Source organism: Achromobacter semiaridum (genome assembly GCF_053543755.1).
Genome location: NZ_JBLVOL010000004.1, coordinates 43,605 through 66,547 on the forward strand (window position 1 = coordinate 43,605; position 22,943 = coordinate 66,547).

At 64.4% G+C, this 22,943-nt stretch carries 18 protein-coding genes and 1 other RNA gene; 2 read left to right on the forward strand and 17 right to left on the reverse strand.

What is annotated here, in order from left to right; all coding sequences use genetic code 11:
- Positions 1-100: 100 nt before the first annotated feature.
- Positions 101-1,087, reverse strand: a complete 987-nt coding sequence (locus ACNPP0_RS01160; protein ID WP_448704801.1) for a M23 family metallopeptidase — start codon at positions 1,085-1,087, stop codon at positions 101-103.
- Positions 1,088-1,214: 127 nt separating this feature from the next.
- On the opposite strand from ACNPP0_RS01160, the gene ACNPP0_RS01165 reads away from it, so the two are divergent.
- Positions 1,215-1,622 (forward strand): DciA family protein, encoded by a 408-nt coding sequence (locus ACNPP0_RS01165; RefSeq protein WP_006217476.1) that lies wholly within the window; start codon positions 1,215-1,217, stop codon positions 1,620-1,622.
- Positions 1,623-1,826: 204 nt separating this feature from the next.
- Here ACNPP0_RS01165 and lpxC read toward each other — a convergent pair whose 3' ends face one another.
- The 16 genes from lpxC to rnpB all read right to left on the reverse strand — a co-directional run bounded on the left by lpxC (position 1,827) and on the right by rnpB (position 20,903).
- Entirely contained in the window at positions 1,827-2,750 is a 924-nt protein-coding gene (gene lpxC / locus ACNPP0_RS01170) for a UDP-3-O-acyl-N-acetylglucosamine deacetylase (protein WP_046804311.1), read from the reverse strand.
- 241 nt (positions 2,751-2,991) lie between these two features.
- The gene (ftsZ, locus tag ACNPP0_RS01175) at positions 2,992-4,176 is read right to left on the reverse strand and encodes a cell division protein FtsZ (protein ID WP_046804312.1); all 1,185 of its coding nucleotides are present in this window, start codon (positions 4,174-4,176) and stop codon (positions 2,992-2,994) included.
- Between the two features lie 192 nt (positions 4,177-4,368).
- Complete coding sequence (ftsA, locus tag ACNPP0_RS01180; RefSeq protein ID WP_006217473.1) at positions 4,369-5,595, reverse strand: cell division protein FtsA; 1,227 nt, start codon at positions 5,593-5,595, stop codon at positions 4,369-4,371.
- A gap of 4 nt (positions 5,596-5,599) precedes the next feature.
- The gene (locus ACNPP0_RS01185) at positions 5,600-6,424 is read right to left on the reverse strand and encodes a cell division protein FtsQ/DivIB (RefSeq protein ID WP_046804314.1); all 825 of its coding nucleotides are present in this window, start codon (positions 6,422-6,424) and stop codon (positions 5,600-5,602) included.
- A 12-nt stretch (positions 6,425-6,436) separates the two neighbouring features.
- The gene (locus ACNPP0_RS01190) at positions 6,437-7,387 is read right to left on the reverse strand and encodes a D-alanine--D-alanine ligase (RefSeq protein ID WP_332613008.1); all 951 of its coding nucleotides are present in this window, start codon (positions 7,385-7,387) and stop codon (positions 6,437-6,439) included.
- Positions 7,384-8,790 (reverse strand): UDP-N-acetylmuramate--L-alanine ligase, encoded by a 1,407-nt coding sequence (gene murC / locus ACNPP0_RS01195; RefSeq protein ID WP_046804316.1) that lies wholly within the window; start codon positions 8,788-8,790, stop codon positions 7,384-7,386. The genes ACNPP0_RS01190 and murC overlap by 4 nt, the downstream gene beginning before the upstream one ends.
- On the reverse strand, positions 8,787-9,863 hold the full coding sequence (gene murG, locus ACNPP0_RS01200) for an undecaprenyldiphospho-muramoylpentapeptide beta-N-acetylglucosaminyltransferase (protein ID WP_332613010.1): 1,077 nt from the start codon (positions 9,861-9,863) through the stop codon (positions 8,787-8,789). The genes murC and murG overlap by 4 nt, the downstream gene beginning before the upstream one ends.
- Positions 9,860-11,053: a putative lipid II flippase FtsW gene (ftsW, locus tag ACNPP0_RS01205; protein WP_332613012.1), complete on the reverse strand. Its 1,194-nt coding sequence runs from the start codon at positions 11,051-11,053 to the stop codon at positions 9,860-9,862. Before ftsW ends, murG begins: the two co-directional genes overlap by 4 nt.
- Positions 11,050-12,582 (reverse strand): UDP-N-acetylmuramoyl-L-alanine--D-glutamate ligase, encoded by a 1,533-nt coding sequence (gene murD / locus ACNPP0_RS01210; protein WP_448704797.1) that lies wholly within the window; start codon positions 12,580-12,582, stop codon positions 11,050-11,052. Before murD ends, ftsW begins: the two co-directional genes overlap by 4 nt.
- Positions 12,579-13,748: a phospho-N-acetylmuramoyl-pentapeptide-transferase gene (gene mraY / locus ACNPP0_RS01215; protein ID WP_046804320.1), complete on the reverse strand. Its 1,170-nt coding sequence runs from the start codon at positions 13,746-13,748 to the stop codon at positions 12,579-12,581. The genes murD and mraY overlap by 4 nt, the downstream gene beginning before the upstream one ends.
- The gene (gene murF / locus ACNPP0_RS01220) at positions 13,738-16,596 is read right to left on the reverse strand and encodes a bifunctional UDP-N-acetylmuramoyl-L-alanyl-D-glutamate--2,6-diaminopimelate ligase MurE/UDP-N-acetylmuramoyl-tripeptide--D-alanyl-D-alanine ligase MurF (RefSeq protein ID WP_448704798.1); all 2,859 of its coding nucleotides are present in this window, start codon (positions 16,594-16,596) and stop codon (positions 13,738-13,740) included. The genes mraY and murF overlap by 11 nt, the downstream gene beginning before the upstream one ends.
- Complete coding sequence (locus tag ACNPP0_RS01225; RefSeq protein ID WP_332613018.1) at positions 16,593-18,323, reverse strand: peptidoglycan D,D-transpeptidase FtsI family protein; 1,731 nt, start codon at positions 18,321-18,323, stop codon at positions 16,593-16,595. Before ACNPP0_RS01225 ends, murF begins: the two co-directional genes overlap by 4 nt.
- Positions 18,320-18,610 carry a cell division protein FtsL gene (gene ftsL, locus ACNPP0_RS01230; protein WP_332613020.1) on the reverse strand — a complete coding sequence of 97 codons (291 nt, stop codon included), beginning with the start codon at positions 18,608-18,610 and terminating at the stop codon, positions 18,320-18,322. The genes ACNPP0_RS01225 and ftsL overlap by 4 nt, the downstream gene beginning before the upstream one ends.
- Positions 18,610-19,707 carry a 16S rRNA (cytosine(1402)-N(4))-methyltransferase RsmH gene (gene rsmH / locus ACNPP0_RS01235; protein WP_448704799.1) on the reverse strand — a complete coding sequence of 366 codons (1,098 nt, stop codon included), beginning with the start codon at positions 19,705-19,707 and terminating at the stop codon, positions 18,610-18,612. The genes ftsL and rsmH overlap by 1 nt, the downstream gene beginning before the upstream one ends.
- A gap of 8 nt (positions 19,708-19,715) precedes the next feature.
- Positions 19,716-20,144 carry a division/cell wall cluster transcriptional repressor MraZ gene (gene mraZ / locus ACNPP0_RS01240; protein ID WP_006226256.1) on the reverse strand — a complete coding sequence of 143 codons (429 nt, stop codon included), beginning with the start codon at positions 20,142-20,144 and terminating at the stop codon, positions 19,716-19,718.
- 353 nt (positions 20,145-20,497) lie between these two features.
- Positions 20,498-20,903: RNase P RNA component class A (gene rnpB, locus ACNPP0_RS01245), an RNA gene on the reverse strand.
- Positions 20,904-21,035: 132 nt separating this feature from the next.
- Between rnpB and ACNPP0_RS01250 the strand changes: the two genes are divergently transcribed.
- Entirely contained in the window at positions 21,036-22,862 is a 1,827-nt protein-coding gene (locus ACNPP0_RS01250; RefSeq protein ID WP_448704800.1) for an ATP-binding cassette domain-containing protein, read from the forward strand.
- The last annotated feature ends 81 nt before the right edge of the window (positions 22,863-22,943 follow it).

Here is a 22,943-nt window from a genome sequence, read left to right on the forward strand (position 1 = left end):
GGTTGAGCGGGGTCCGCTGGGAAACGAACCAGTTTAACGCACCTGGCGCGTAATAGCCTGGCCCTATGGCCAGAGTGCTGAAGATGACCGGTTTGACCGGTCAGCGCGCCGCAGGTTCAGTCGCCGCGGCTTGGGCCACGGCGGGCGGCGCGTTCTGCTGCGATCCCAGGAACAAACGGGGGTCCAGCGGCTGTCCGGCAAGGCGGACCTCGAAGTGCAGATGCGGCCCGGTCGAACGTCCGGAACTGCCCACGCGAGCCACTTGCTGGCCGCGTTCAACCAACTGCCCCTGCTTGACCATCAGCGACGACGCATGCGCGTAGCGGGTGATCAGGCCATCGCCATGGTCGATTTCGACCATATTGCCAAAGCCGGGCTGGAACTTGGCTTCCAGCACCACGCCGCCGGAAGCGGCCAGGATCGGGGTTCCGGAAGGCGCCGCGAAGTCCAGGCCTTCGTGCATGGCGGTGCGACCCGTCACCGGATTGCGGCGCCAGCCGTAGGAAGAAGTCAGATAGGGGTAGTCGGTGATGGGCATCGCCGTGGGCATGCGGGCCTGGTCGGCCGACCGCTTGGTCAGCGCCGCGTCCAGCAGCTTCAGGTTGTCGGACTGCTGCGCCAGCCGCGCCTGAATTTCGTCCAGCTGGCGGCCCAGGGCTTCGGCGGATGCCGCGCTGGGCGGTGGGTGATCGGTGAACAGGTCATCCATGACCTGGGTCGCTTCCGGCTGGGTCAGCGCTTCGGGCTGCGCCACGGCCAACTGCTTGGCCAGTTCGGGATCGGTGTACGCCACGCCCGCCACCTTGGCCACGCGCTGGCCCAAGCCGTCGATACTGACCAGCTTGGCTTGCAGGGCGCCCACCTTGGCGGCCAGCAAATTCATGTTTCCACGCAGGAAATCGGTATCGCGGCCCGGCTGTTGCGCCAGAGGCCAGCCCACGGCGTGTACCGCGGGCAGGATGGGAGTAAGGTAGCGCTGTAGCGCGGCGCCGAAGATGGCGGCTGTCATCAGCGCGGCCCCAAGCAGCAACGCCAGCCGCGCGCCACCCAGGGTGAAATGCCCGTCCCGCCCGTCGCGGGCGTGCATAATCACGATTTTCAAGATTGCTTCCTAATTCTCTAGAGCCGGGATGAATAGACCCACTTCATACCGTCAACGTTCCAGTTCCAGCCGGCGGAAAGAAAATACCGCTCTGGGATGGCTGGGTCATGACATGCGGGGCGCCGGAGTGTTGGCGACTGCCCGCAAGCACTTGCAAATTCAGTATGCGGTGGCGGCAGTTCTGCCCGCCCCGCTAGGTGCCGTCTGCCAGGTGGGCAAACTGGAAAACCAGTGCCTGCATCTGGTGGTGCCCAGTGCCGCGCACGCAGCCAAGATGCGTCAGTTGGCGCCGCGCGTGGCGCGTGCCCTGGCCGATCAAGGCTGGAACCTTAACGAAATTGCCGTCAAGGTACAAGCGGGGTTACCGAAGCCCGGCGCCCGTCAGCCACGCCCTCCCAAAGAGGCGCAGCCCCTGGGCAATACCGCCTTGGGTGCGTTCGAAACGCTGCACGAAAAACTACGCCCCGGCCCGTTGGCCGACGCGGTTGCCAAGCTCTTGAGGCACCACAAGAGTAGCTGAAGCTATCCGGCTTTGTCCGGCGCGCACGGCGCACGGAAACGAAGCGAAACCAAGTTCTTGTCGGACTACGACGATGGTTTGGAGCCGGATGGCGGCTGTTGCATCAGGGGATGGTGACCGGCCCCGTCCATTAGTGGGACAAGGCGGTAAGCGGACGGAATCGGGGCATCGCGCCCCCGCCCGCATCCCATCAGGAACCCGGCGTTACGCCAGCTTCCATTCGTGGCGGAAGGCTTGCGGCGCTTCAGCCTGCGATTCATAGGTGATCAGTTCCCACGCGTCTTGCTGAGCAAGCAGCGCGCGGGCCAACTGATTGTTCAGGCCGTGGCCCGACTTGCACGCCACGTAGCGCGCCACCAGGGGCTTGCCCAACAGATACAGGTCGCCGATGGCGTCCAGGATCTTGTGCTTCACGAATTCATCGTCATAGCGCAACCCGTCGCTGTTCAGCACCCGGTATTCGTCCATGACGATGGCGTTGTCCAGGCTGCCGCCACGGGCCAGGCCCATCGAGCGCAGCGCTTCCACTTCATTGACGAACCCGAACGTGCGCGCGCGCGCAATTTCGCGCACGTACGAATGCGTGGCGAAATCGATCTCGGCAAAATTGGCGGTGGAATCAATGGCGGGGTGGCGGAAATCGATCGAGAAGGCCAGCGCGTAGCCTTCATGCGGTTCCAGCCGGGCCCATTTTTCGTTGCGGCCTTCGCCTTCGCGCACTTCCACCGTCTTTTTGACGCGGATGAACTGCTTGGGCGCGTTCTGCTCGACGATGCCCGCCGAGCGCAACAGATAAACAAAGGTTGCCGCACTGCCGTCCATGATGGGGACTTCTTCGGCAGTGAGGTCAATATGCAGGTTGTCGATACCCAGGCCGGCCAATGCCGACATCAGGTGCTCTACCGTGGATACGCGGACGTTGCCCTGTTGCAGGACGGACGCCATGCGCGTGTCACCGACACCGGTGGCCTGAGCAGGCAGGTCCACGACTTCGGGCAAATCAACACGGTGGAAAACAATGCCCGTATTGGGCTGTGCCGGACGCAGGGTGAGCTCTACCCGCCGTCCGGAGTGGACGCCGACGCCTGTCGTGCGGACTAGATTCTGAATGCTGCGCTGTCGGAACATGATGCTTGGGTATTAGAGCCAGGAAGCCGGCACGAAGAGTACAGATTGCCGGCGTAACTGACGTATTGTAACGCTGTCCGATCCTTGGCGCCATCAAGCAACCCAGATCGACCGATACTTCCGTCCCTTTATAGAACCGTGCAAGGGAAACACGGACCGCTCCGCCTCCGGCTCGCCCGCGGGGACAAGCGAGCCGGAGATGAGGGAGTTGCGATTCAGAGCCTGTCGTCGGCTCTTTCGTTCAATCCGCCTGCTTGCGCAGGAATGCCGGGATGTCGAAATGATCCATGCCCGAGCTTTCCAACGCACGCACCTGGGCCGACGCCTGGCTGCGCGGGTTGCGCATGACAGACGGCATATCCAGATTGCGGTAATCGCCACCTTGACCAGCCGGCATCGTGCCCATGGGCATGTTGTCGGTACCGGTACGCAGCACTTCAGCCGTGCTTTGCACCAGTTGCGGACGCGCTTGCGCACGGCCAAGGCCGGTTGCAACCACGGTCACGCGCAGGTTTTCACCCATGGATTCGTCGTAGGCCGTGCCGAAGATCACGGTCGCGTCGTCCGAAGCATAGCTGCGGATCGTTTCCATGATTTCGCGCGTTTCGCGCATCTTCAGCGAGCGGCTGGCGGTGATGTTGACCAGCACGCCGCGCGCACCATTCAAGTCCACGCCTTCCAACAACGGGCAAGCAATGGCGTGCTCGGCGGCGACACGTGCGCGGTCCGCGCCCGATGCCGATGCCGTGCCCATCATGGCCTGGCCCTGCTCGCCCATGATCGTCTTGACGTCTTCGAAGTCGACGTTGACGTTACCTTCGACGTTGATGATTTCGGCGATGCCCGCGCAAGCGTTGTGCAGGATATCGTCGGCCGAACGGAAGCAGTCTTCCTGCGTCGCGTCCTCGTCCATCAGTTCATAGAGGTTCTCGTTGAGCACCACGATGAGCGAATGCACGTGCTTGGCCAGTTCGGCAATGCCGTCCTCGGCCATCTTCAGGCGCTTGTTGCCTTCAAACGTAAAAGGCTTGGTGACCACGCCAACGGTCAGGATCCCCAGTTCCTTTGCCACTTCGGCCACGACCGGACCCGCGCCGGTGCCGGTGCCACCGCCCATGCCGGCGGTGATGAAGACCATGTGAGCGCCGTTCAGCGCAGCACGGATCTCCTCGCGCGCGGTTTCAGCCGACGCACGTCCCTGCTCGGGCTTGGCGCCCGCGCCCAGGCCGGTACGGCCCAAGCGAATCTGCACCGGGGCATTGGTTGCCGCCAGTGCTTGCGCATCGGTGTTGGCGCAGATGAAATCCACGCCGTGCACGCCGCTGCGAATCATGTGCGCGACGGCATTGCCGCCCGCACCGCCCACACCAACGACCTTGATTACGGTCCCTTTGGTGTTGTTCTCAAGCATCTCAAAGTTCATCATGATGACTCCCTCACAAGTCCGATTTTGCAAATCACAAAAATTCCCCAACAACCTATATTTTGTGAATCGCCTCAAAGCCGATGCCGACTGCTATGGTCCGCGACGGGTTTGAGACGCCTCTCCTTTCTGGTCCGCCCCGCGATACTGCCGCGCCGCATTCCAAGGAGCAGGCCCCAACCTGCCCCTTCCTCTTTAATTCATGAACCATTCCTTCATGCGCGCCAGCAGGCTTTTGAAATTGCCTGTCTGAGCGGCGACCTTGCGACCTCGCACACGCTGCATCCGTGCTTCCTGCAACAAACCCATGACCGTCGAGAAGCGCGGATTGCGCATCACGTCGGCCAAGCTTCCTTCGTATTCGGGTACCGCCACACGCACCGGCTTGAGGAACACGTCCTCGGCCAGTTCGATCATGCCGGGCAACTGCGCCGAACCGCCGGTCAGGACAACGCCCGATGCCAGCAGATCTTCGTAGCCTGAATCGCGCACCACCTGCTGCACCAGCGTGAAAAGTTCTTCGACGCGCGGCTCGATCACGGCGCCCAATGCCTGGCGCTTGACCTGGCGCGGGCCGCGATCGCCCAGGCCGGGCACTTCGACGGATTCGTCCGGGCTGGCCAGCACCTGCTTGGCGACGCCGTAGCGCAGCTTGATCTCTTCGGCGTCCGGCGTCGGCGTGCGCAGCATGGCCGCGATGTCGTTGGTGATCTGGTCGCCGGCAATCGGCAACACCGCGGTGTGGCGAATGGCGCCGCCGGTAAAGATGGCGACATCGGTGGTGCCACCGCCGATGTCCACCAGCACGACGCCCAGTTCTTTTTCGTCCGCCGTCAGCACGGCCAGGCTGGAGGCAAGCGGTTGCAGAATCAGGTCCTGCACTTCCAGGCCGCAGCGGCGCACGCACTTGACGATGTTCTGCGCGGCGCTGACCGCGCCGGTCACGATATGCACGCGCACTTCCAGGCGCAGGCCGCTCATGCCGATGGGCTCGCGGATGTCTTCCTGGCCATCAACGATGAACTCTTGCGTCAGCACGTGCAGCACTTGCTGGTCGGTCGGGATGTTCACCGCCTTGGCGGTCTCGATGACGCGGGCAACGTCGGTGGCGGTGACTTCTTTGTCCTTCACAGCGACCATGCCGCTGGAATTGAAGCTGCGGATATGGCTGCCGGCAATGCCGGTGTAGACGTCGCGAATCTTGCAATCTGCCATCAGCTCGGCTTCTTCAAGCGCGCGCTGAATGGAATTCACAGTGGTCTCGATATTGACGACCACGCCCTTGCGCATGCCGCGCGATTCATGCTGGCCAAGGCCAAGCACTTCGAATCGCCCTTCGGGCAAAATTTCAGCCACCACAGCCACCACCTTGCTGGTGCCGATATCGAGGGCGACGATAAGGTCCTTGATGTCACGGGTCATGGCGTTAGCGTTTCTTGGGAGGTTTCGGTGTGGATTTGGATTTGGTTTCCGACGCGGGCAACGGAGCCAGCGCCAGGGCGAAACCATTCGGATAGCGCAGGTCGGCCTGCGTGATGGTGCGCCCTTCCAGGCGCCCTGACACGACGGGCCACGCCTGCACAAAGCGTTGAATACGAGCCGCGAACGGCAAGGCGCCGGGCAGGCCATGCGGGTCCGGCGCGTCGGCGCCCGGGTCGCGGCCCAGGTCCAGCAGCATGCCGTTGGACAGCACCACCCGCCAGGCATAGCGCGGGCTCAGCTCCAACTGTTTGACATGCATGTCCAGCGGCGCGAACCACCGCGCCAATTCGGCGTAGCGCTGCACCACCAGCGATTCCGTGCCCTCGGGGCCCGAGAACTGCGGCAGTACGGTTTCGTCGTCCACCTCGCCCGTATTGGCCGTGAACGCTTCGCCCCAGGTGTTGATCATCTGGTTTTCGTTCCACAGCGCCAAGGGCTGCTGTTCCTCGATTCGCACGCGCAGCACGTTGGGCCAGATGCGACGCACGGTGGCATGGCGTACCCACGGCACCGATTCGAAGATCTCGCGCGCGTCGTCCAGGTCCACCGTGAAGAAGTTGCCCTTGAAGCGGCCCGCGATCGCCGAGCGCACCGCTTGCGGCGACACGTAGTGCAATTCGGTGTCCGGCATCGATTCCAGCTCGATGGCCGTCAGCGTGAAGAACGGGCGTTGCGCTACCCAGACCACGCCCGCGATCAGCATGGCGCAAACCGCCAGCACGGCTAGCGTGTTGGCGATCAGGTTGGTAGTGCGAGCGTCGTTCCACACGGATTATCCAGGTCAAGCGTTACGCGGGGCGCTGTGCACTTTGCACGAGGCCTCGGACAAAATCGCCACGCAGAGTTCGGCGTAGCTGATCCCCACGGCCTTCGCGGCCATCGGCACCAAAGAATGGCTGGTCATGCCAGGCGAGGTGTTCATTTCAAGCAGCCAGGGCCGGTTGTCGCGGTCGAGGATGAAGTCGGCGCGGCCCCAGCCTTCGCAGCCCAGCGCCTGATAGGCCTTAACGGCAATTGCGGCGACTTCTTCAGCCACGCCGTCCGGCAGCGTTGCCGGGCAGAAGTACTGCGTGTCGTCCGAGAAATACTTGTGTTCGTAGTCGTAGTTGCCACCGGGCGCGGCGATCTCGATGACGGGCAGCGCGCGCGCGCCCTTGCCCGACCCCAGCACCGCCACCGTCAGCTCGCGACCGGTGATGAATTGTTCGGCCAGCACCACGCTGTCAAAGCGCGCGGCGGCGGCATACGCCTCTTTCATGTCGGAATAGCCAACGACCTTGGTGATGCCCACGGTCGACCCTTCATGCGGCGGCTTGATGATCAGCGGCAGGCTCAGACGATCCGGCACCAGACGAAGTTCCGTGTCGGCATCCAACACTTCGAATTCGGGCGTTGGCAGGCCGTTTTGCAGCCACACGCGCTTGGTCATGGTCTTGTCCATGGCCAGCGCGGACGCCATCGGGCCGCTGCCGGTGTACGGAATGCCCAGCAATTCCAGCGCGCCCTGAATCGTGCCGTCTTCGCCGTAGCGGCCATGCAGCGCGATGAAGACGCGGTCAAAGCCTTCGGCGGCCAATTCGGCCAGGCTGCGTTCGCCCGTGTCGAACAGGTGCGCGTCCACGCCGGCGCTGGCCAGCGCCTGCTGCACGCCCTTGCCGGACATCAGCGACACTTCGCGCTCGGCGGAGCGTCCGCCGTACAACACACCCACTTTGCCGAATTGCGCGCTCATGCCAGTTCTCCTACTTGGGCGGGGACCTTGCTGATCGAACCCGCTCCCATCACGATCACGACGTCGCCGTTGCGCACGAAGTCGACCACAGCCTGCGGCAGTTCAGCCACGTCTTCGACGAACACCGGCTCGACCTTGCCGGCCACTCGCAGCGCGCGCGACAGCGCACGGCCATCGGCGGCCACCAGCGGCGGTTCGCCGGCGGCGTAGACCTCGGTCAACAACACGGCGTCGGCCGTGCCCAGCACCCGTACAAAATCCTCAAAGCAATCCCGCGTGCGCGTGTAGCGGTGCGGCTGAAAGGCCAGCACGATGCGGCGATCGGGCCAGGCGCCGCGCGCGGCAGCCAGCGTGGCCGCCATTTCGACAGGGTGATGGCCGTAGTCGTCGATCACCGTGAAGGTGCCGCCGCCATGGCTGGCCGGCACCGGAAATTCGCCCGTCTGCGTGAAACGGCGGCCCACGCCCTTGAAGGCGGCCAACGAATCGCGGATGGCGTCATCGGACACGCCCAGCTCGGTTGCAACGGCAATCGCGGCCAGCGCGTTGCGCACGTTATGCAGGCCGGGCAGGTTCAGTTCCACTTGCAGCGGCGGCAGCAGCGTGTCGCGATGCGTGCGCTGCACGTTAAAGCGCATGCGCGTGCCGGACGGCTGCACTTCATAAGCGCGCACCTGCGCGTCTTCGTTCAAGCCATAGGTGGTGATCGGGCGCGACACGAAGGGCATGATCTCGCGCACATTGGCGTCGTCCGAGCACAGCACGGCGCTGCCATAGAACGGCAGGCGCTGCGTGAATTCGATGAAGGCACTTTTCAGGCGCGCCACATCGTGCCCGTAGGTGTCCATGTGGTCGGCGTCGATGTTGGTCACGATGGCCATCACCGGCAGCAGATTCAGGAACGACGCGTCGGACTCATCGGCTTCGACAACGATGTAGTCGCCCTGCCCCAGCCGCGCGTTGGCGCCGGCCGAGTTCAAGCGGCCACCAATCACGAATGTGGGGTCCAGGTCGCCGGCCGCAAGCACGCTGGCGACCAGGCTGGTGGTGGTGGTCTTGCCGTGCGTACCGGCCACGGCGATGCCGCGCTTCAGGCGCATCAACTCGGCCAGCATGATGGCGCGCGGGACCACGGGGATACGCGCGGCGCGGGCAGCGATGACTTCGGGGTTGTCGCCCGCCACCGCGGTGGACGTGACGATGGCGGCCGCGCCGGTAACGTTGCTGGCCACGTGACCGATGGCGATCTTCACGCCCAGACCGGCCAGGCGGCGCGTGACCGCAGATTCGTTCAGGTCGGAACCGCTAATCGTGTAGCCCAGGTTGAGCAGGACCTCGGCAATGCCGCTCATGCCCGAGCCACCGATGCCCACGAAATGGATATGTTGAATTCTGTGTTTCATGATGAACGCCCCGCTGCTTGTTCGCAGACATCGGCGATATGGGCCGCGGCTTCCGGCTGCGCATGCGCGCGGGCACGGACGGCAACGGCTTCGAGTTCTTGTCGGGAACGCTGGGCCAGCCAGTCCGCCAGCCACTCGGGCGTCAGGGCGGATTGCGGCTGTAGCCAAGCGGCCTCTGCATCGCTCAAGAAGCGTGCATTGGCGGTCTGGTGGTCATCGATGGCATGCGGCAGCGGCACGAACAGCGCGGCGACGCCCGCGGCCGCTACTTCAGACACCGTCATGGCGCCCGCGCGGCAGATCAGCAGGTCGGCATCGCCCATGGCGCCCGCCATGTCTTCGATGAACGCGCGGCAATCGGCCGGCACGCCCGCCTGGGCGTAGGCTTGTTGCAGCGCGGGTAAATGTTGTTCGCCGGCCTGATGGACAACCACCGGGCGGCGATCCTGCGGCAAGCGCGACAGCGCTTGCGGTACGGCAATATTCAGCGCCTGCGCGCCCAGGCTTCCCCCCACGACAAGCAGGCGCAACGGACCGGAGCGGCTGGCGTAACGCATGGCCGGGTCGGGCAGCGCGCACAGGTCGGCGCGCACCGGGTTGCCCATCGTCTCGCCTTTGGGCAGCACGTCGGGGAAGCCGCTAAGCACGCGGCGCGACATCTTTGCCAGGCACTTGTTCGCGGTGCCGGCAACGGCATTCTGTTCGTGCACGACCAGCGGGGTGCCGCGCAGCGCCGCAATCACGCCCCCGGGGAACGCCACGTAGCCGCCCATGCCCAGCACCACGTCGGGACGCACGTCCGCCAGGCGCGACCAGGCTTGCGCGAAGGCGCGCAGCAGCAGGAACGGCAGTTTCAGCAGCGCGGACGCGCCCTTGCCGCGCACGCCTTGAAAGCGCAGCGGCACCAGTTCAATACCGCGCGGCGGCACCAGCTTGCCTTCCATCTTGTCCGGGTTGCCCAACCACATCACGCGCCAGCCCCGCGCGCGCAACACATCGGCCACGGCCAGACCGGGCATGATGTGGCCGCCGGTGCCGCCGGCCATGATCAGGATGGTGCGCGCGGCGGTCATACCCGTCCCCCACGCATCATCACGCGATTTTCGACGTCAACCCGGATCAGCATGGCCAGCGCGCAAAGGTTCATCACCACGCCCGAACCGCCGTAGCTCATCAGCGGCAAGGTCAGGCCCTTGGTGGGCAGCAGGCCCAGGCACACGCCCATGTTGATAAAGGACTGCACGCCGAACCACATCGCGACGCCATGCGCCACCAGGCCCGCGAACGTGCGTTCCATGGCGATGGCCTGACGCCCGATATCGAAGCCGCGGTAGACGATGATGGCGAACAGCGTGATCACCAGCATGACGCCGGCAAAGCCAAGTTCTTCGCCCACCACCGCCATCAGGAAGTCGGTGTGCGCTTCGGGCAGGTAATGCAGTTTTTCCACGCTGGCGCCCAGGCCCACGCCCAGCCATTCGCCACGGCCCAGCGCGATCAACGAATGCGACAGCTGATAGGCGCTGCCATAGGCGTTGTCTTCGTTCCAGGGGTCCAGATACGCGAACAGGCGCGCCCGGCGCCACGGCGACAGCCAGATCAGCATCAGGAAGGTGCCGACCAAGACGGCCAGCAGGCTGCTGAAGTATTTGCCGTTGATGCCGCCCAAAAACAGGATGCCGATGGCAATGGCCACGATCACCATGAAGGCGCCCAGGTCGGGCTCAAGCAGCAGCAGCATGCCCACGCCGGCCAACGCAAAGGCCATCGGCAAAAAGCCGCGCGCGAACGCCTGCATGTGTTCCTGCTTTCGCACCGTGTAGTCGGCGGCATAAAGCAAGGCCGCCAGCTTCATCAATTCAGACGGCTGAAAGTTCAGCGGACCCAGCGGGATCCAGCGATGCGCGCCGTTGACTTCGCGGCCGATGCCCGGGATCAGCACCGCCACCAGCAGCACCATCGCCACCACGAACAGCGGCACCGCCATGCGCTGCCAGACCCGGATCGGGATGGCCAGCACTACCGCGCCCGCAACCAGGCCGGCGCTGACGAACAGGCCATGGCGGATCACGAAGTAGTAGCGGCCATAGGACGCGTAGCGCGGGCCGTCGGCCAACGCGATCGACGCCGAATACACCATCAGCAAGCCCAGCAGCAACAAGGTCGACGCCGCGATGACCAGCGGCAGATCGAAGTTGCGCATCTTGGTACGGCCGGGCCGTACGGCATTGACGCTGGCGGTGAGGTCGGCGATCAGGCTCATGCCACTTCTCCGCGGTCGCGTGCCAGGTCTTCGACCTCTTCCATGAAAACCTGCCCACGGTGCGGATAGTTGCGGAACATATCCAGGCTGGCGCACGCCGGCGACAGCAACACGGCGTCGCCCGGCTGCGCCAGATCGGCCGCGCCGCGCACGGCGGCATGCAGTGAGTCAACGGTGATGCAGTTGACGCCGGTGGACGCCAGCACACGGCCGATCTCGGGGCCGTCCACGCCGATCAGCATGACGGCGCGCGCATGGCGCGACACCACGGGGATCAGAGGCGAAAAGTCCTGCCCCTTGCCTTGCCCGCCGGCAATCAGCACGACCGGTTGGCCCAGGCCTTCCAGCGCGGCCACCGTGGCGCCCACGTTGGTGCCCTTGCTGTCATTGATGTAGTCCACGCCGCCGATCTGGCGTACGAACGCTGCACGATGCGGTTCGCCCGCGTATTCGCGCAACGTGCGCAGCATGGCGCCCCAGCCCAGGTCCAGGCAGCGGGCCAGTTGCAGGGCGGCCAGCGCGTTCAAGGCGTTGTGGATGCCCCGAATGCGCAACGCGTCCACGGGCATCAGGCGGCTTTTGCGACCGTTGGCGCGCACCGGTTCGGGCGCGTCTTTCTTGCGACGCGTGGGCGGTGCGGGTTCGTCGAAATCGCTGGGTTCGCAGGCAACGAGCCAAGCCACGCCCTGGCCCAGTTCCAGGCCCATGTCGCCGACCAGCTCGGGCATGTCTCGGCCAAAGCTGCGCACGTTCAGCGCGTTCAAGGTAGGCACCATGGCCACGGTAAGCGGGTCATCACGGTTGACGATGGCGATACGCGCCATCGTCAGAATGCGGGCCTTGGCAGCGGCGTAGGATTCCATGCCGCCATGCCAGTCAAGGTGGTCTTGTGTCACGTTCAGCACGACCGCGGCGTCGGCCATCAGCGAGCGCGTCGTTTCCAGTTGGAAGCTGGACAGCTCGAGCACCCACACCTGCGGCAGCGCATCGTTGTCCAGCGCGTCCATCAGCGCGGTCAGAGCGGCCGGGCTGATGTTTCCGGCGGCGATCACCGACAGGCCGCTGGCGTCGATCAAGTCGCGCGTCAGGGCGGTGACGGTGGTCTTGCCGTTGGTGCCGGTGACGGTCAACAGGCGCGGACGGTATTCGCGCGTTTCGGCCAGATCGGCCAACGCGCGGGCAAACAATTCAATTTCGCCAAGCACCTCGATGCCGCGGGCTTCGGCCTCGCGCAGCAGATCAGCGGCAGGCGCTTGCGTGGGCGCCAGGCCGGGGCTAAGGACGATTTGCGTCACGCCATCCAGCAGGGCCGTATCAAAGGACGCATCGCATCCCAGGTGGTAATGCACATCACTTTGCGCCAGCGCCTCTTGCAGCGCGGCAAGCCCACCCGGTTCAGCGCGCGTGTCGGCCACGCGCAAGCGGGCGCCCAGGCGGGCGCACCAGCGTGCGGCGGCGACACCCGTCTCGCCCAATCCAAGGATCAGGACAAGCGGCGCGTCAGCGCGGGAGGTTTCCATCGTATTCATCGCAACTTCAGGGTTGAGAGGCCAATCAGCACCAGCATCATGCTGATGATCCAGAAACGCACGACCACCTGGGTTTCTTTCCAGCCGCCCACTTCAAAGTGATGATGCAGCGGGGCCATGCGGAATATGCGTCGACCTGTTCCATAACGTCGCTTGGTGTACTTGAACCACGTCACCTGAATCATCACCGACAGCGTTTCCACCACGAACACGCCGCCCATGATGAACAGCACGATTTCCTGGCGCACGATGACCGCGATGGTGCCCAGCGCGCCGCCCAGGGCAAGCGCGCCGACGTCGCCCATGAAGACCTGGGCCGGATACGCGTTGAACCATAAAAAGGCGAGTCCCGCGCCCCCTATCGCCGCGCACAGCACCATGAGTTCGGACGCGCCGGGGATGTATGGAAACAGCAGGTACTTGGAATAGTCGACGCGGCCGACCACGTAGGCGAAGATACCCAGCGCGCTGCCCACCATCACGGTGGGCATGATGGCCAGGCCATCCAGGCCGTCGGTCAGGTTCACGGCATTGCTGGTGCCAACAATCACGGCCCAGGTCAGCGCCACGAATCCCAGCACGCCCAGCGGATAGCTGACGGACTTGAAGAACGGCACGATCAGGTCGGCGCGCGTCGGCAGCGACATCGTGAAGCCGCTACCGACCCAGGCCTTGAACAAGGGCCACAGGTCGGTGTTGGCGGGGGCCGACACGGCAAACGCCAGGTACACCGCGGCCACCATGCCGATGGTGGCCTGCCAGAAGAATTTCTGCCGCGCGGGCATGCCTTCGGGATCGCGATAGACGACCTTGCGGTAATCGTCCATCCAGCCGATCCAGCCGAAGCCGAACGTGACCAGCAGGACCACCCACACGAAACGGTTGGTCCAGTCGGCCCACAGCAACGTGCTGATGGCAATGGAAATCAAAATCAGCACGCCGCCCATCGTGGGGGTGCCGGTCTTGACCAGATGCGTTTCCGGACCATAGGCGCGCACGGCCTGGCCGATCTTCATTTCGGTCAACTTGCGTATCACACGCGGACCGGCCACCAGACCGATCAGCAACGCCGTCGCGCACGCCAGCACGGCGCGCAAAGTGATGTATTCGAACACGCCCAGGGCGCGCACATCATCGGAAAGCAGACGGGCTAGCTCAAGCAGCATGCTGCTCTCCCTGCGCCTTGGCCGTCTGTTCGTCGTTCGTGGAAAAAGCCTTCACTACCCGCTCCATGCGCATAAAGCGCGATCCCTTTATCAATACGCTGGACGGGCGCAAGCCGCGCAAGGCGGCCACCACTTCGTCTACCGATGTGCACGCTTGCGCGCCGGGTCCGTATGCGGCCGCGGCCGCCCGGCTGGCGTCGCCCAGCGTGATCAACGCGTCAAGCCCTTGCTCGCGCGCATAGTGGCCCGCCTCGGCGTGCAAGGCGGGGCCGTTGTCCCCGATTTCACCCATGTCGCCCAACACCAGGACACGCGTGCCGGCGATTCGCGCCAGCACGTCGATGGCCACGCGAACCGAATCGGGGTTGGCATTGTAGGTGTCATCGATCAGCAACGTTCCGTCGCTTAGTTGTTTGTGCTGCATGCGGCCGGCAACCGGCGCGAAGCCCGCCAACGCGCGCACGGTAACGTCCAGCGGCGCGCCTGCTGCGATGGCGCTGGCGATGGCGGCCAACGCATTGCGCAGGTTGTGCAAACCGGGCACGGGCAAGACCAGGTCCGCCACGCCCACCGGCGTCACAACGCGGCAACGCGTTGAGCCCACGTCGGCAAGGATCTGCTCGGCGTAGACGTCCAGCCCGGGCTGCAAGCCGAAGCGCAGCACGCGGCGCGGTTCGGCCAGCGCGTCCCAAATGGCGCAATACGGTTCGTCCCCGGGATACACGGCAACCCCGTCATCCGGCAAGGCGGCGATGGCAGCGCCGTTTTCGTGCGCCACCGCTTCCACGGTGTGCATGAATTCCTGGTGTTCGCGCTGCGCGTTGGTCACCAAAGCGACCGTGGGCGCGGCCATGTCGGCCAGCTGCGCGATTTCGCCCGGGTGGTTCATGCCCAGCTCGAACACCGCGGCGCGATGTTCGGCGCGCAGGCGCAGCAGCGTCAGCGGTACGCCGATGTCGTTGTTCAAATTGCCGGCGGTGGCCAAACGGCCCGACTCGCCCTGCCATTCGGCTAACATCGCCGAGATCATTTCCTTGGTGGTCGTCTTGCCGTTGCTGCCGGTTACCGCCACCACGGGCAGCGTGAACTGCGCGCGCCACGCGGCACCGATGCGCATCAGCGCAATGCGGGTATCGCCCAGCACCACTTGCGGCAGCTTGGCGTCCGACACGGCGTGCGCCACGACGGCCGCGCACGCGCCCCGACCTTCGGCCTGGTCCAGATAGTTATGCGCGTCGAAATTCTCGCCGACCAGCGCCACGAAAAGTTCGCCCGGGCCGATACGGCGGGTATCGGTGGACACGCCCTTGACCTGCGGCAGCAGCAGCGCCAGGCGCGCCCACTCGCGGTCATCAAAGGGCAGCTTTTCGCCGCCAACGTCTTGATACGTTTCATGGCCCTTGCCGGCCAGCAGCACGACATCGTCAGGCGCGGCGGACCAGATGGTCTGCATGATGGCGCGCGCGCGATCAACTTGGGCGTCGGCGTGCGTCGTTTCCGGGATGCCGGCCAGGATTTGATCGACGATGGCTTGCGGGGATTCGGTGCGCGGATTGTCGCTGGTCACGACGACGTGATCAGCCAGCTGCGCGGCGATGCGGCCCATTTCGGGGCGCTTGCCCGGATCGCGCTCGCCGCCGCAGCCGAACAGGCAGATCAAGCGGCCGGAACGGGCGACGGCCACGGGGCGCAACGCGGTCAATGCGCGCGACAAGGCATCCGGCGTGTGCGCGTAGTCCACCACCACCAGCGCGCCTCGGCCGGCGGAAGACTGGGGAGACACAGCTATCGGCTCCACGGTCTGCAAGCGCCCGTCAACCGGATCCGTCGCGGCCAATTCGCGCGCGATCTGTGCAAACGGCAGGCCCAGCTTGTACAGCACGCCGGCCACCAATAGCAGGTTGGACACGTTGTGCGCGCCCAGCAGGCGCGTCACGATCTGGGCTTCGCCGTGCGGGGACACCAACGTAAAGATCTGGCCCTGCGAAGTGGCCTGCAAGTCCCGCGCGCGCATCGCGGCGGGGATGTCGGGCGAATCGCTCAGGCTGTAGCCCATCGTGGCCATGCCTTGCGGCAGGCTTGCCAGCAGGCGGAGGCCGGCTTCGTCGTCGGCATTGACGACGGCGGCGGTCAGGCCTGGCCATTGGAACAGCCGAGCCTTGGCGGCTTCGTAACGTTCCATCGTGCCGTGGTAGTCAAGATGGTCGCGCGTCAGATTGGTGAAGGCGGCCAGCGCCACGCGCACGCCGTCCAAGCGGCCTTGTTCGATGCCAATTGACGACGCTTCCATCGCCACGGCCTGCGCGCCGGCATCGCGCATCGCGGCCAGCGTGCGGTGCACGGTCAGGACGTCGGGCGTGGTCAGGTCGCCGCCCAGCGTGCGGCCGTCGGGCAGCACGGCGCCCAAGGTGCCAATGGTGCCGCAAGGCTTGTCGTTGCGGCTGAGCGCGTGCGCAATCCATTGCACCGACGACGTCTTGCCATTGGTGCCGGTTACGGCCACCACTGCCAGCGCGGCCGACGGGCGGCCGTACCAGGTGTCGGCCAGCTCGCCCAGCAAGGCGCGCAGGCCGGTGACCGGCAGCATCGGCGTACCCGACGCGGCATTCTGTAGCGCTTCGGTGGCGGGCGCTTCGAACAATACGGCACTGGCGCCAAGCGCCAATGCCTTGTCTATATAGAGACGTCCGTCGCTGGACAGGCCCGGGCAGGCAACGAACACGTCGCCCGGCTCGATATCGCGCGAGTCCAGTTTCAGATGCGCGGTCAACGAGACGCGCGCATGCAACCACGCCACGGTTTCAGCAACCGTGGCGACAGGGGTAGAGAGGAAGCCGTTGGCGCTCATCTGCCTGGCTCCTTGAGACCAGCAACAATCGTGGATTCAAAAGGCGCGTCGGGCCGCACCCCCATCAACCGGAGGCTTCCGCCCACAATGTGGGAGAACACCGGCGCGGCGATGGCGCCGCCGTAATAACCGCCTACGGTGGGCTCGTCGATGGACACGGCCACGACGATCTTCGGATCGGAAACCGGCGCAAAGCCCACGTACGAGCTGCGGTAGCGCTGCATGCTGTATTTGCCGTCGACAATCTTGCGTGCGGTGCCGCTCTTGCCGGCCACGCGATAGCCCTGCACCTGTGCGGCCTTGGTGCCTTCGGGACCAGCGGCGGCTTCAAGCATCGCGCGCACCATGGCGGTGGTCTTGGGGGTGTAGATCTTGACGCTGGTGGGATCGCTGTCGCGCTTGACCAGCGTCAGCGACACCATGTCGCCGTTACGGGCGAAGACGGTGTAAGCGCGCGCCACTTGCAGCAGCGACACGGACAGGCCGTAACCGTAGGCCATGGTGGCTTTTTCAATCAGGCGCCAACGGTCCCAGGGACGCAAACGGCCGGGCGCCGCGCCGGGGAATCCCACTTGAGGGGCCTGGCCCAAGCCCAATTCGGTGAAGCGGTCCCACATCTCGCGGGATTCCAGCTTCTCGGAGATCATGGTCATGCCGATGTTGCTGGACTTGCGCAACACCCCGGCAACGTCCAGCGTGCCATTGCGGCTGACGTCGCTGATCGTGCTGCCTTGATAGGTGAAGCGGCCATTGCCCGTTTCGAAAAGCGTGGACGTCGTGATGCGACCCAGGTCCAGCGCCAGCGCGGCCGTGAACGGCTTCATGATGGAACCGGGCTCGAACGTATCGGTAATAGCCTGGTTGCGCAGCTTGGAACCATGAAAGGTCTCACGCTTGTTCGGGTCGAACGTCGGCACGTTGGCCAACGCCAGGATTTCGCCGGTATGCACGTCCACGACCACGGCGGTAGCGCCCTTGGCCTGGTGCTTTTCCATGGCGTCCTTCAATTCCTTGAACACCAGGTACTGCAAACGGGTATCGATGGACAGGCGCAGGTCGCGGCCGTCAACGGGCAACGTCACGGCCTGCACGTCTTCGATGACGCGGCCCAGCCGGTCCTTGATGACGCGGCGGCTGCCCGGGCGCCCCTGCAATTGCTGGTTGAACGTAAGCTCAACCCCTTCCTGGCCCTGGTCTTCAACGCTGTTGAAGCCCACCACATGGGCCATCACGTCGCCGTCGGGATAGTAGCGGCGCGTTTCGGGCTGCTGATGAATGCCCGGCATGTTCAGCTGCTTGATCTTGTCCGCCACGTCCATCGAGACCTGACGCTTCAGGTAGACAAAGTTCTTGTCTTCGTCGACCAAACGATGGCGCAGGTCGGCCACGGGCGTTTCCAGCAACTTGGCCAGCGCGTCCATTTGCGCGGGCGTGCCCTGCTTGGCGTCTTCCGGGATCGCCCAGATGGCGCGTGCGGGCACGCTTGAGGCCAGCACCGCGCCGTTGCGATCCATGATCTTGCCGCGCGTGGCGGCCAACGTCAGCGTGCGTTCGTAGCGGCGTTCGCCCTGCTGTTGCAGAAACTCCGTCGACAAACCCTGCAAAAACAAAGCGCGCCCAGCCAGCACCGTGAAACCGCCAAACAGCAGAATCAGCACCAGGCGCGCGCGCCACGAGGGCAATTGCCCGCGCAGTACAGGGTTATCGAAGAAGGGAACGCGTTTCATTGCGCGCCTCCGGTGGAGGAGACGGGCGCTTGGTTCACGTACAGGGTGCGGTCCGGAACGATGGAGATCATCTTCAGGCCGTCGCGTGCGATAGCATCCACCCGCGCATTGCGGGCAAATTCGGCGCGCTCAAGCTGCAAGCGGCGCCAGTTGGTTTCCAGGTCGCGCGCCTGCGCCTGATCGCGTCCCAGCTCAACAAAAAGCTGGCGCGACTGATACCGACTGGTGACCAGCGAAATGGCCGACAGCATCAGTAGCGCCGCAACGATCAGGTTGACACGACCCATCAGCGCCGCCCCCCTTTGCCACCGCGGCGAGGCGGCGGAGCCAGGTCGCTGCCAGGCAACGAGCCGATCTTCACAAACGCAAAACCGCCCTCGGGGGGCAGCGGCGTTTCGGTGCGTTCGGCCACGCGCAAGACAGCAGAGCGGGCGCGGGCATTGCCGGAGACTTCGTCGTCTTCAGCCTGGACCCGACCTAGGGAGCGCAGGATAGGCTGGGGCATTTCGCTTTCGCGCAGCGGCAGGCGTGCATGCGCGGCGGCCGGCCGAGCCGCCGCCACGATGCACTGCTTGACCATGCGGTCTTCAAGCGAATGAAAGCTGATCACCGCCAACCTCCCTCCCGGGGCAAGCAGGTCTAGAGCTGCCGCGAGGGTGCGCGCGAGCTCTTCGAGTTCCCGATTGATGTAAATCCGTAAAGCTTGAAAGGTGCGTGTGGCCGGATGCTGCCCCTTTTCGCGCGTGCGGACGGCGCTGGCGACGCACTCGGCAAGCTCGAGCGTGGTGCACAGCGGCCTTGTTGCGCGGCGAGCAGCAATCGCCTTTGCAACCTGAAAAGCAAACCGTTCTTCGCCATAATCCGCTATGACCTCCCGCATCTCATCCACACTGGCTTGCGCCAGCCATTCCGCCACCGTGGGACCACGAGTGGTGTCCATCCGCATATCAAGCGGGCCGTCTCGCATGAACGAAAAGCCGCGCTCGGCATCATCGATCTGAGGCGACGACACGCCCAGATCCAGCATCACGCCATCGACCTTGTCGATGCCAAGCTGCTGCAATTCTTCAGCCATGGTGGCAAAGCCGCCATGCACTACCGTGACCCGCGGGTCCGCAGCCGCCAACGCATTGGCTACCGCGATCGCCTCGGGGTCCTTGTCGAACACCACCAGCCGCGCGGACTTGCCCAACCGTCCAAGCAGTTCGCGACTGTGCCCGCCGCGGCCGAAAGTGCCGTCGACAAACACGCCGCGTTCCGCCCGCGTAGCCGTATCCGGCTCGGTCTCGGAGTGCGACCGTGTCGCGCCTTTGCCGCCGAAGTCTGGCAGCAGTAGCGCGTCCACCGTCGGCTCCAGCAGAACGGGCCGATGTTCGAATTCCATAAACTTTTTCAGAACGAAAACTGGTTCAACACATCCGGCATACCCTTGGCCAAGTCTTCCGCCTCGCGGCTGGCCAGAGTAGCGGCGTCCCACAGCTCGAAGTGCGCGCCCAGACCGAGCAGCATCACATCGCGCGTCATACCGGAAGCGTTGCGCAGTTCAGGAGCGATCAGGACCCGGCCGGAGCCATCCAGTTCGACGTCCTGAGCGTTGCCCAGCAACAGCCGCTGCAACGCACGAGCCGTCATGGGAAAAGCGGCGATCTGCTCGCGCTTCTTTTCCCATTCAGGCCGCGGGTACACCAGCAAGCAGCCGTCAGGGTGGCGTGTCAGGGTCAGCCGGCCATCGGCCTGCGACATGAGCGCGTCACGATGCCGGGTCGGGATCGAGATCCGCCCCTTCGCATCCAGCGTGAGTGCGCTGCTTCCCTGAAACACCACTTTTACCCCACTTAATTGCACAATTTCCTACTATTTCCCACTCTACGGTATGGCAATGGGGCGGTCAAGCGAGTGGTTGCAATTTTTTCAATCACAACAAGGACTTAGGCCAATATGTAAAACCGCAAAAAGAAAAACCTCCTGATTTATCAGGAGGTTGCGAGATACACTAAAAGTCCTTCGTCAGAAGTAGCGGCTAACGATGCCTTTGCATTGTTTTACGCCGCGTCCTTTGCACCGGTTGGCAAGGCTTCCCGCCGAACGCCCCATTTTGGCGCGCCGAAAAAATCGGCGGCGCATGCCGGGCGGCCAGGCGTTGATGCCTGGCGCCACGCGAGTGGGAATATTCGATGCAAGACGAGTCTATAGGCCGGATTCTGTACACCAGGTTGCCCTGGCGGACGATCATTCCTCTGCGCGGATCATTGCTGAGCCGCTCTAGCCATCTACCCGCATGCTTGGACGGAGCCGCCCTTCGCGACCCGAGGGTCGCACGCATGCCTATTTGATGTTGCTCCGGATAGAGGTTGCCGCGTTTCACCCTGAGACGCCGTCTTTCGTTGCCGAACGACGCGATACGGAGATGGCCGTACCTGTGCGCGCAAAGCGCGCCCGCTTCCCAGTCTCGTCTCTGTGGCCCTATTCCTCAACCGCGTCCGAGGACGCGGCCGGACGGCCGTTAGCCGTTATCCTGCCCTGTGGAGTCCGGACCTTCCTCGATGGATTCGCATCCACCGCGATCGCCCGACCCGTCTTGCGGTTCGTATTCTATTACAGGTGGCGGCACTGTCCCCCACACGTCAGGGTCCCGGCCCGTTCAACGGCTTGCCGAGGTTCCTGCGACAATACGCGTTGATCCGCTTAGAAGCCGCAGAAAAGACCGACTACATGGCCCTCGCTACCCTCATCACCCTGACCGACATTCAGCTGGCTTATGGCCACCACCCCTTGCTGGACCATGCCGACTTCGCCATCCAGGCCGGCGAGCGCATTGGCCTGATCGGCCGCAATGGCGCCGGCAAGTCGTCGCTGCTGAGACTGCTGGACGGCCGCACCCTGCCTGACGACGGCGACATCGCCCGCAGCTCGGGGTTGCGCGTGGCCACCGTCGAACAGGAACCCGAGCTGGACGAAAACGCCACGGTGTTCGACGTGGTCTGCAACGTGGAAGGCGACCACGAAGACTGGCAACGCCCCTCTCGCGTGCGTGCCATGCTGGAAAAACTTGGCTTGCCCGCGGACGTGCAAATCGCCGGCCTGTCTGGCGGCACGCGCAAGCGCGTGGCCCTGGCACGCGCCCTGGTTGAAGAACCCGACCTGCTGCTGCTGGACGAACCCACCAACCATCTGGACTTCGAAGGCATTGCCTGGCTGGAAGAGATGTTGCGCGGCTGGCGCGGCGCCGCCGTCATCATCACCCACGACCGTCGCTTTCTGGATGCCGTCACCACCCGCATCGTTGAACTGGACCGCGGCCGTCTGTTGAGCTTTCCCGGCAACTTCTCGCAGTGGCAGGAACGCAAGGCCCAATGGCTGGAATCCGAACGCCTGGAACAGGCTCGCTTCGACAAGCTGCTTGCGCAGGAAGAAGTCTGGATCCGCAAGGGCGTCGAGGCGCGCCGCACCCGCAATGAAGGCCGGGTGCGCCGCCTGGAAAGCCTGCGCGTCCAGCGCGCTGAACGTCGTGAACGTATTGGCGACGTCTCGTTGGCCCTGGCCGAAGGCCAACGTTCGGGCAAGCTGGTTGCCGAACTTGAGCATGTGGGCAAGACCTTTGGCGACAAGGTGGTGGTGAACGACTACTCCACCACCATCCTGCGCGGCGACCGCATCGGCATCATCGGGCCCAACGGGGCCGGAAAGACCACGTTGCTCAAGCTCATCCTGGGCGAGATGCAGCCCGACAGTGGCACGACGCGGATGGGTACCAATGTGGCCGTCGCGTATTTCGACCAGATGCGCGCGCAGCTGGATGAGAACGCGTCGTTGGTGGACATCATCAGCCCGGGCAGCGAATGGGTCGAAATCGGCGGCACCCGCAAACACGTCATGACATATTTGGGCGACTTCCTGTTCTCGCCCGCCCGCGCCGGCTCGCCCGTGCGCAGCCTGTCCGGCGGCGAACGCGCCCGCCTGCTGTTGGCGCGCCTGTTCGCCCGCCCTGCCAACGTGCTGGTGCTGGACGAACCGACCAACGACCTGGACATCGAAACGCTTGAGCTGCTGGAAGAGCTGTTGCAGGAATATGCCGGCACGGTGCTGCTCGTCAGCCACGACCGCGCCTTCCTGAACAACGTTGTCACGCAGACCATCGCCTACGAAGGCGACGGACGCTGGCGCGATTATGTCGGTGGATACGATGAATGGGTGGCGCAACGCCCCGCGCCCGCCGCCTTGGAAGCCGATGTGGAAGCCACCGCCAAGCCCGTTGACGAAAGCGCCGCGCGCGCGAAGGTCGCTCGTGCCAAGCCGGCCAAGGCCAGCAAGATCAATGCGTGGGACTTGCGCGAGCTTGAAGGCCTTCCCGATGCCATCGCCGCGCTGGAGGCGCAGCAGGCGGAACTGGCCGGCAAGCTGGCGGACGGCAGCCTCTACCGCGACGCGCCGGCGGAAGTCGAGCGCATCAACGGCGAACTGGCCAAGCTGGAAAGCGAGCTTGAAGAAAAGTTTGCGCGCTGGGAACTGCTGGAAGCACGCCGCGACGGCACGCTGTAAAGTGCCTGCACGCCTTTTTTCGGCAGCTTATATTTTGGTCATCTATATATAGGCACATCTATACACAGCAAAAAATCGGGG

What these genes read in the sequence shown, in the direction of transcription:
- ACNPP0_RS01160 (WP_448704801.1), bottom strand. Translation starts at nt 1,087, where the DNA reads ATGCACGCCCGCGACGGGCGGGACGGGCATTTCACCCTGGGTGGCGCG.
- ACNPP0_RS01165 (WP_006217476.1), top strand. Translation starts at nt 1,215, where the DNA reads ATGCGGGGCGCCGGAGTGTTGGCGACTGCCCGCAAGCACTTGCAAATT.
- lpxC (WP_046804311.1), bottom strand. Translation starts at nt 2,750, where the DNA reads ATGTTCCGACAGCGCAGCATTCAGAATCTAGTCCGCACGACAGGCGTC.
- ftsZ (WP_046804312.1), bottom strand. Translation starts at nt 4,176, where the DNA reads ATGATGAACTTTGAGATGCTTGAGAACAACACCAAAGGGACCGTAATC.
- ftsA (WP_006217473.1), bottom strand. Translation starts at nt 5,595, where the DNA reads ATGACCCGTGACATCAAGGACCTTATCGTCGCCCTCGATATCGGCACC.
- ACNPP0_RS01190 (WP_332613008.1), bottom strand. Translation starts at nt 7,387, where the DNA reads ATGAGCGCGCAATTCGGCAAAGTGGGTGTGTTGTACGGCGGACGCTCC.
- murC (WP_046804316.1), bottom strand. Translation starts at nt 8,790, where the DNA reads ATGAAACACAGAATTCAACATATCCATTTCGTGGGCATCGGTGGCTCG.
- murG (WP_332613010.1), bottom strand. Translation starts at nt 9,863, where the DNA reads ATGACCGCCGCGCGCACCATCCTGATCATGGCCGGCGGCACCGGCGGC.
- ftsW (WP_332613012.1), bottom strand. Translation starts at nt 11,053, where the DNA reads ATGAGCCTGATCGCCGACCTCACCGCCAGCGTCAATGCCGTACGGCCC.
- murD (WP_448704797.1), bottom strand. Translation starts at nt 12,582, where the DNA reads ATGAATACGATGGAAACCTCCCGCGCTGACGCGCCGCTTGTCCTGATC.
- mraY (WP_046804320.1), bottom strand. Translation starts at nt 13,748, where the DNA reads ATGCTGCTTGAGCTAGCCCGTCTGCTTTCCGATGATGTGCGCGCCCTG.
- murF (WP_448704798.1), bottom strand. Translation starts at nt 16,596, where the DNA reads ATGAGCGCCAACGGCTTCCTCTCTACCCCTGTCGCCACGGTTGCTGAA.
- ACNPP0_RS01225 (WP_332613018.1), bottom strand. Translation starts at nt 18,323, where the DNA reads ATGAAACGCGTTCCCTTCTTCGATAACCCTGTACTGCGCGGGCAATTG.
- ftsL (WP_332613020.1), bottom strand. Translation starts at nt 18,610, where the DNA reads ATGGGTCGTGTCAACCTGATCGTTGCGGCGCTACTGATGCTGTCGGCC.
- rsmH (WP_448704799.1), bottom strand. Translation starts at nt 19,707, where the DNA reads ATGGAATTCGAACATCGGCCCGTTCTGCTGGAGCCGACGGTGGACGCG.
- ACNPP0_RS01250 (WP_448704800.1), top strand. Translation starts at nt 21,036, where the DNA reads ATGGCCCTCGCTACCCTCATCACCCTGACCGACATTCAGCTGGCTTAT.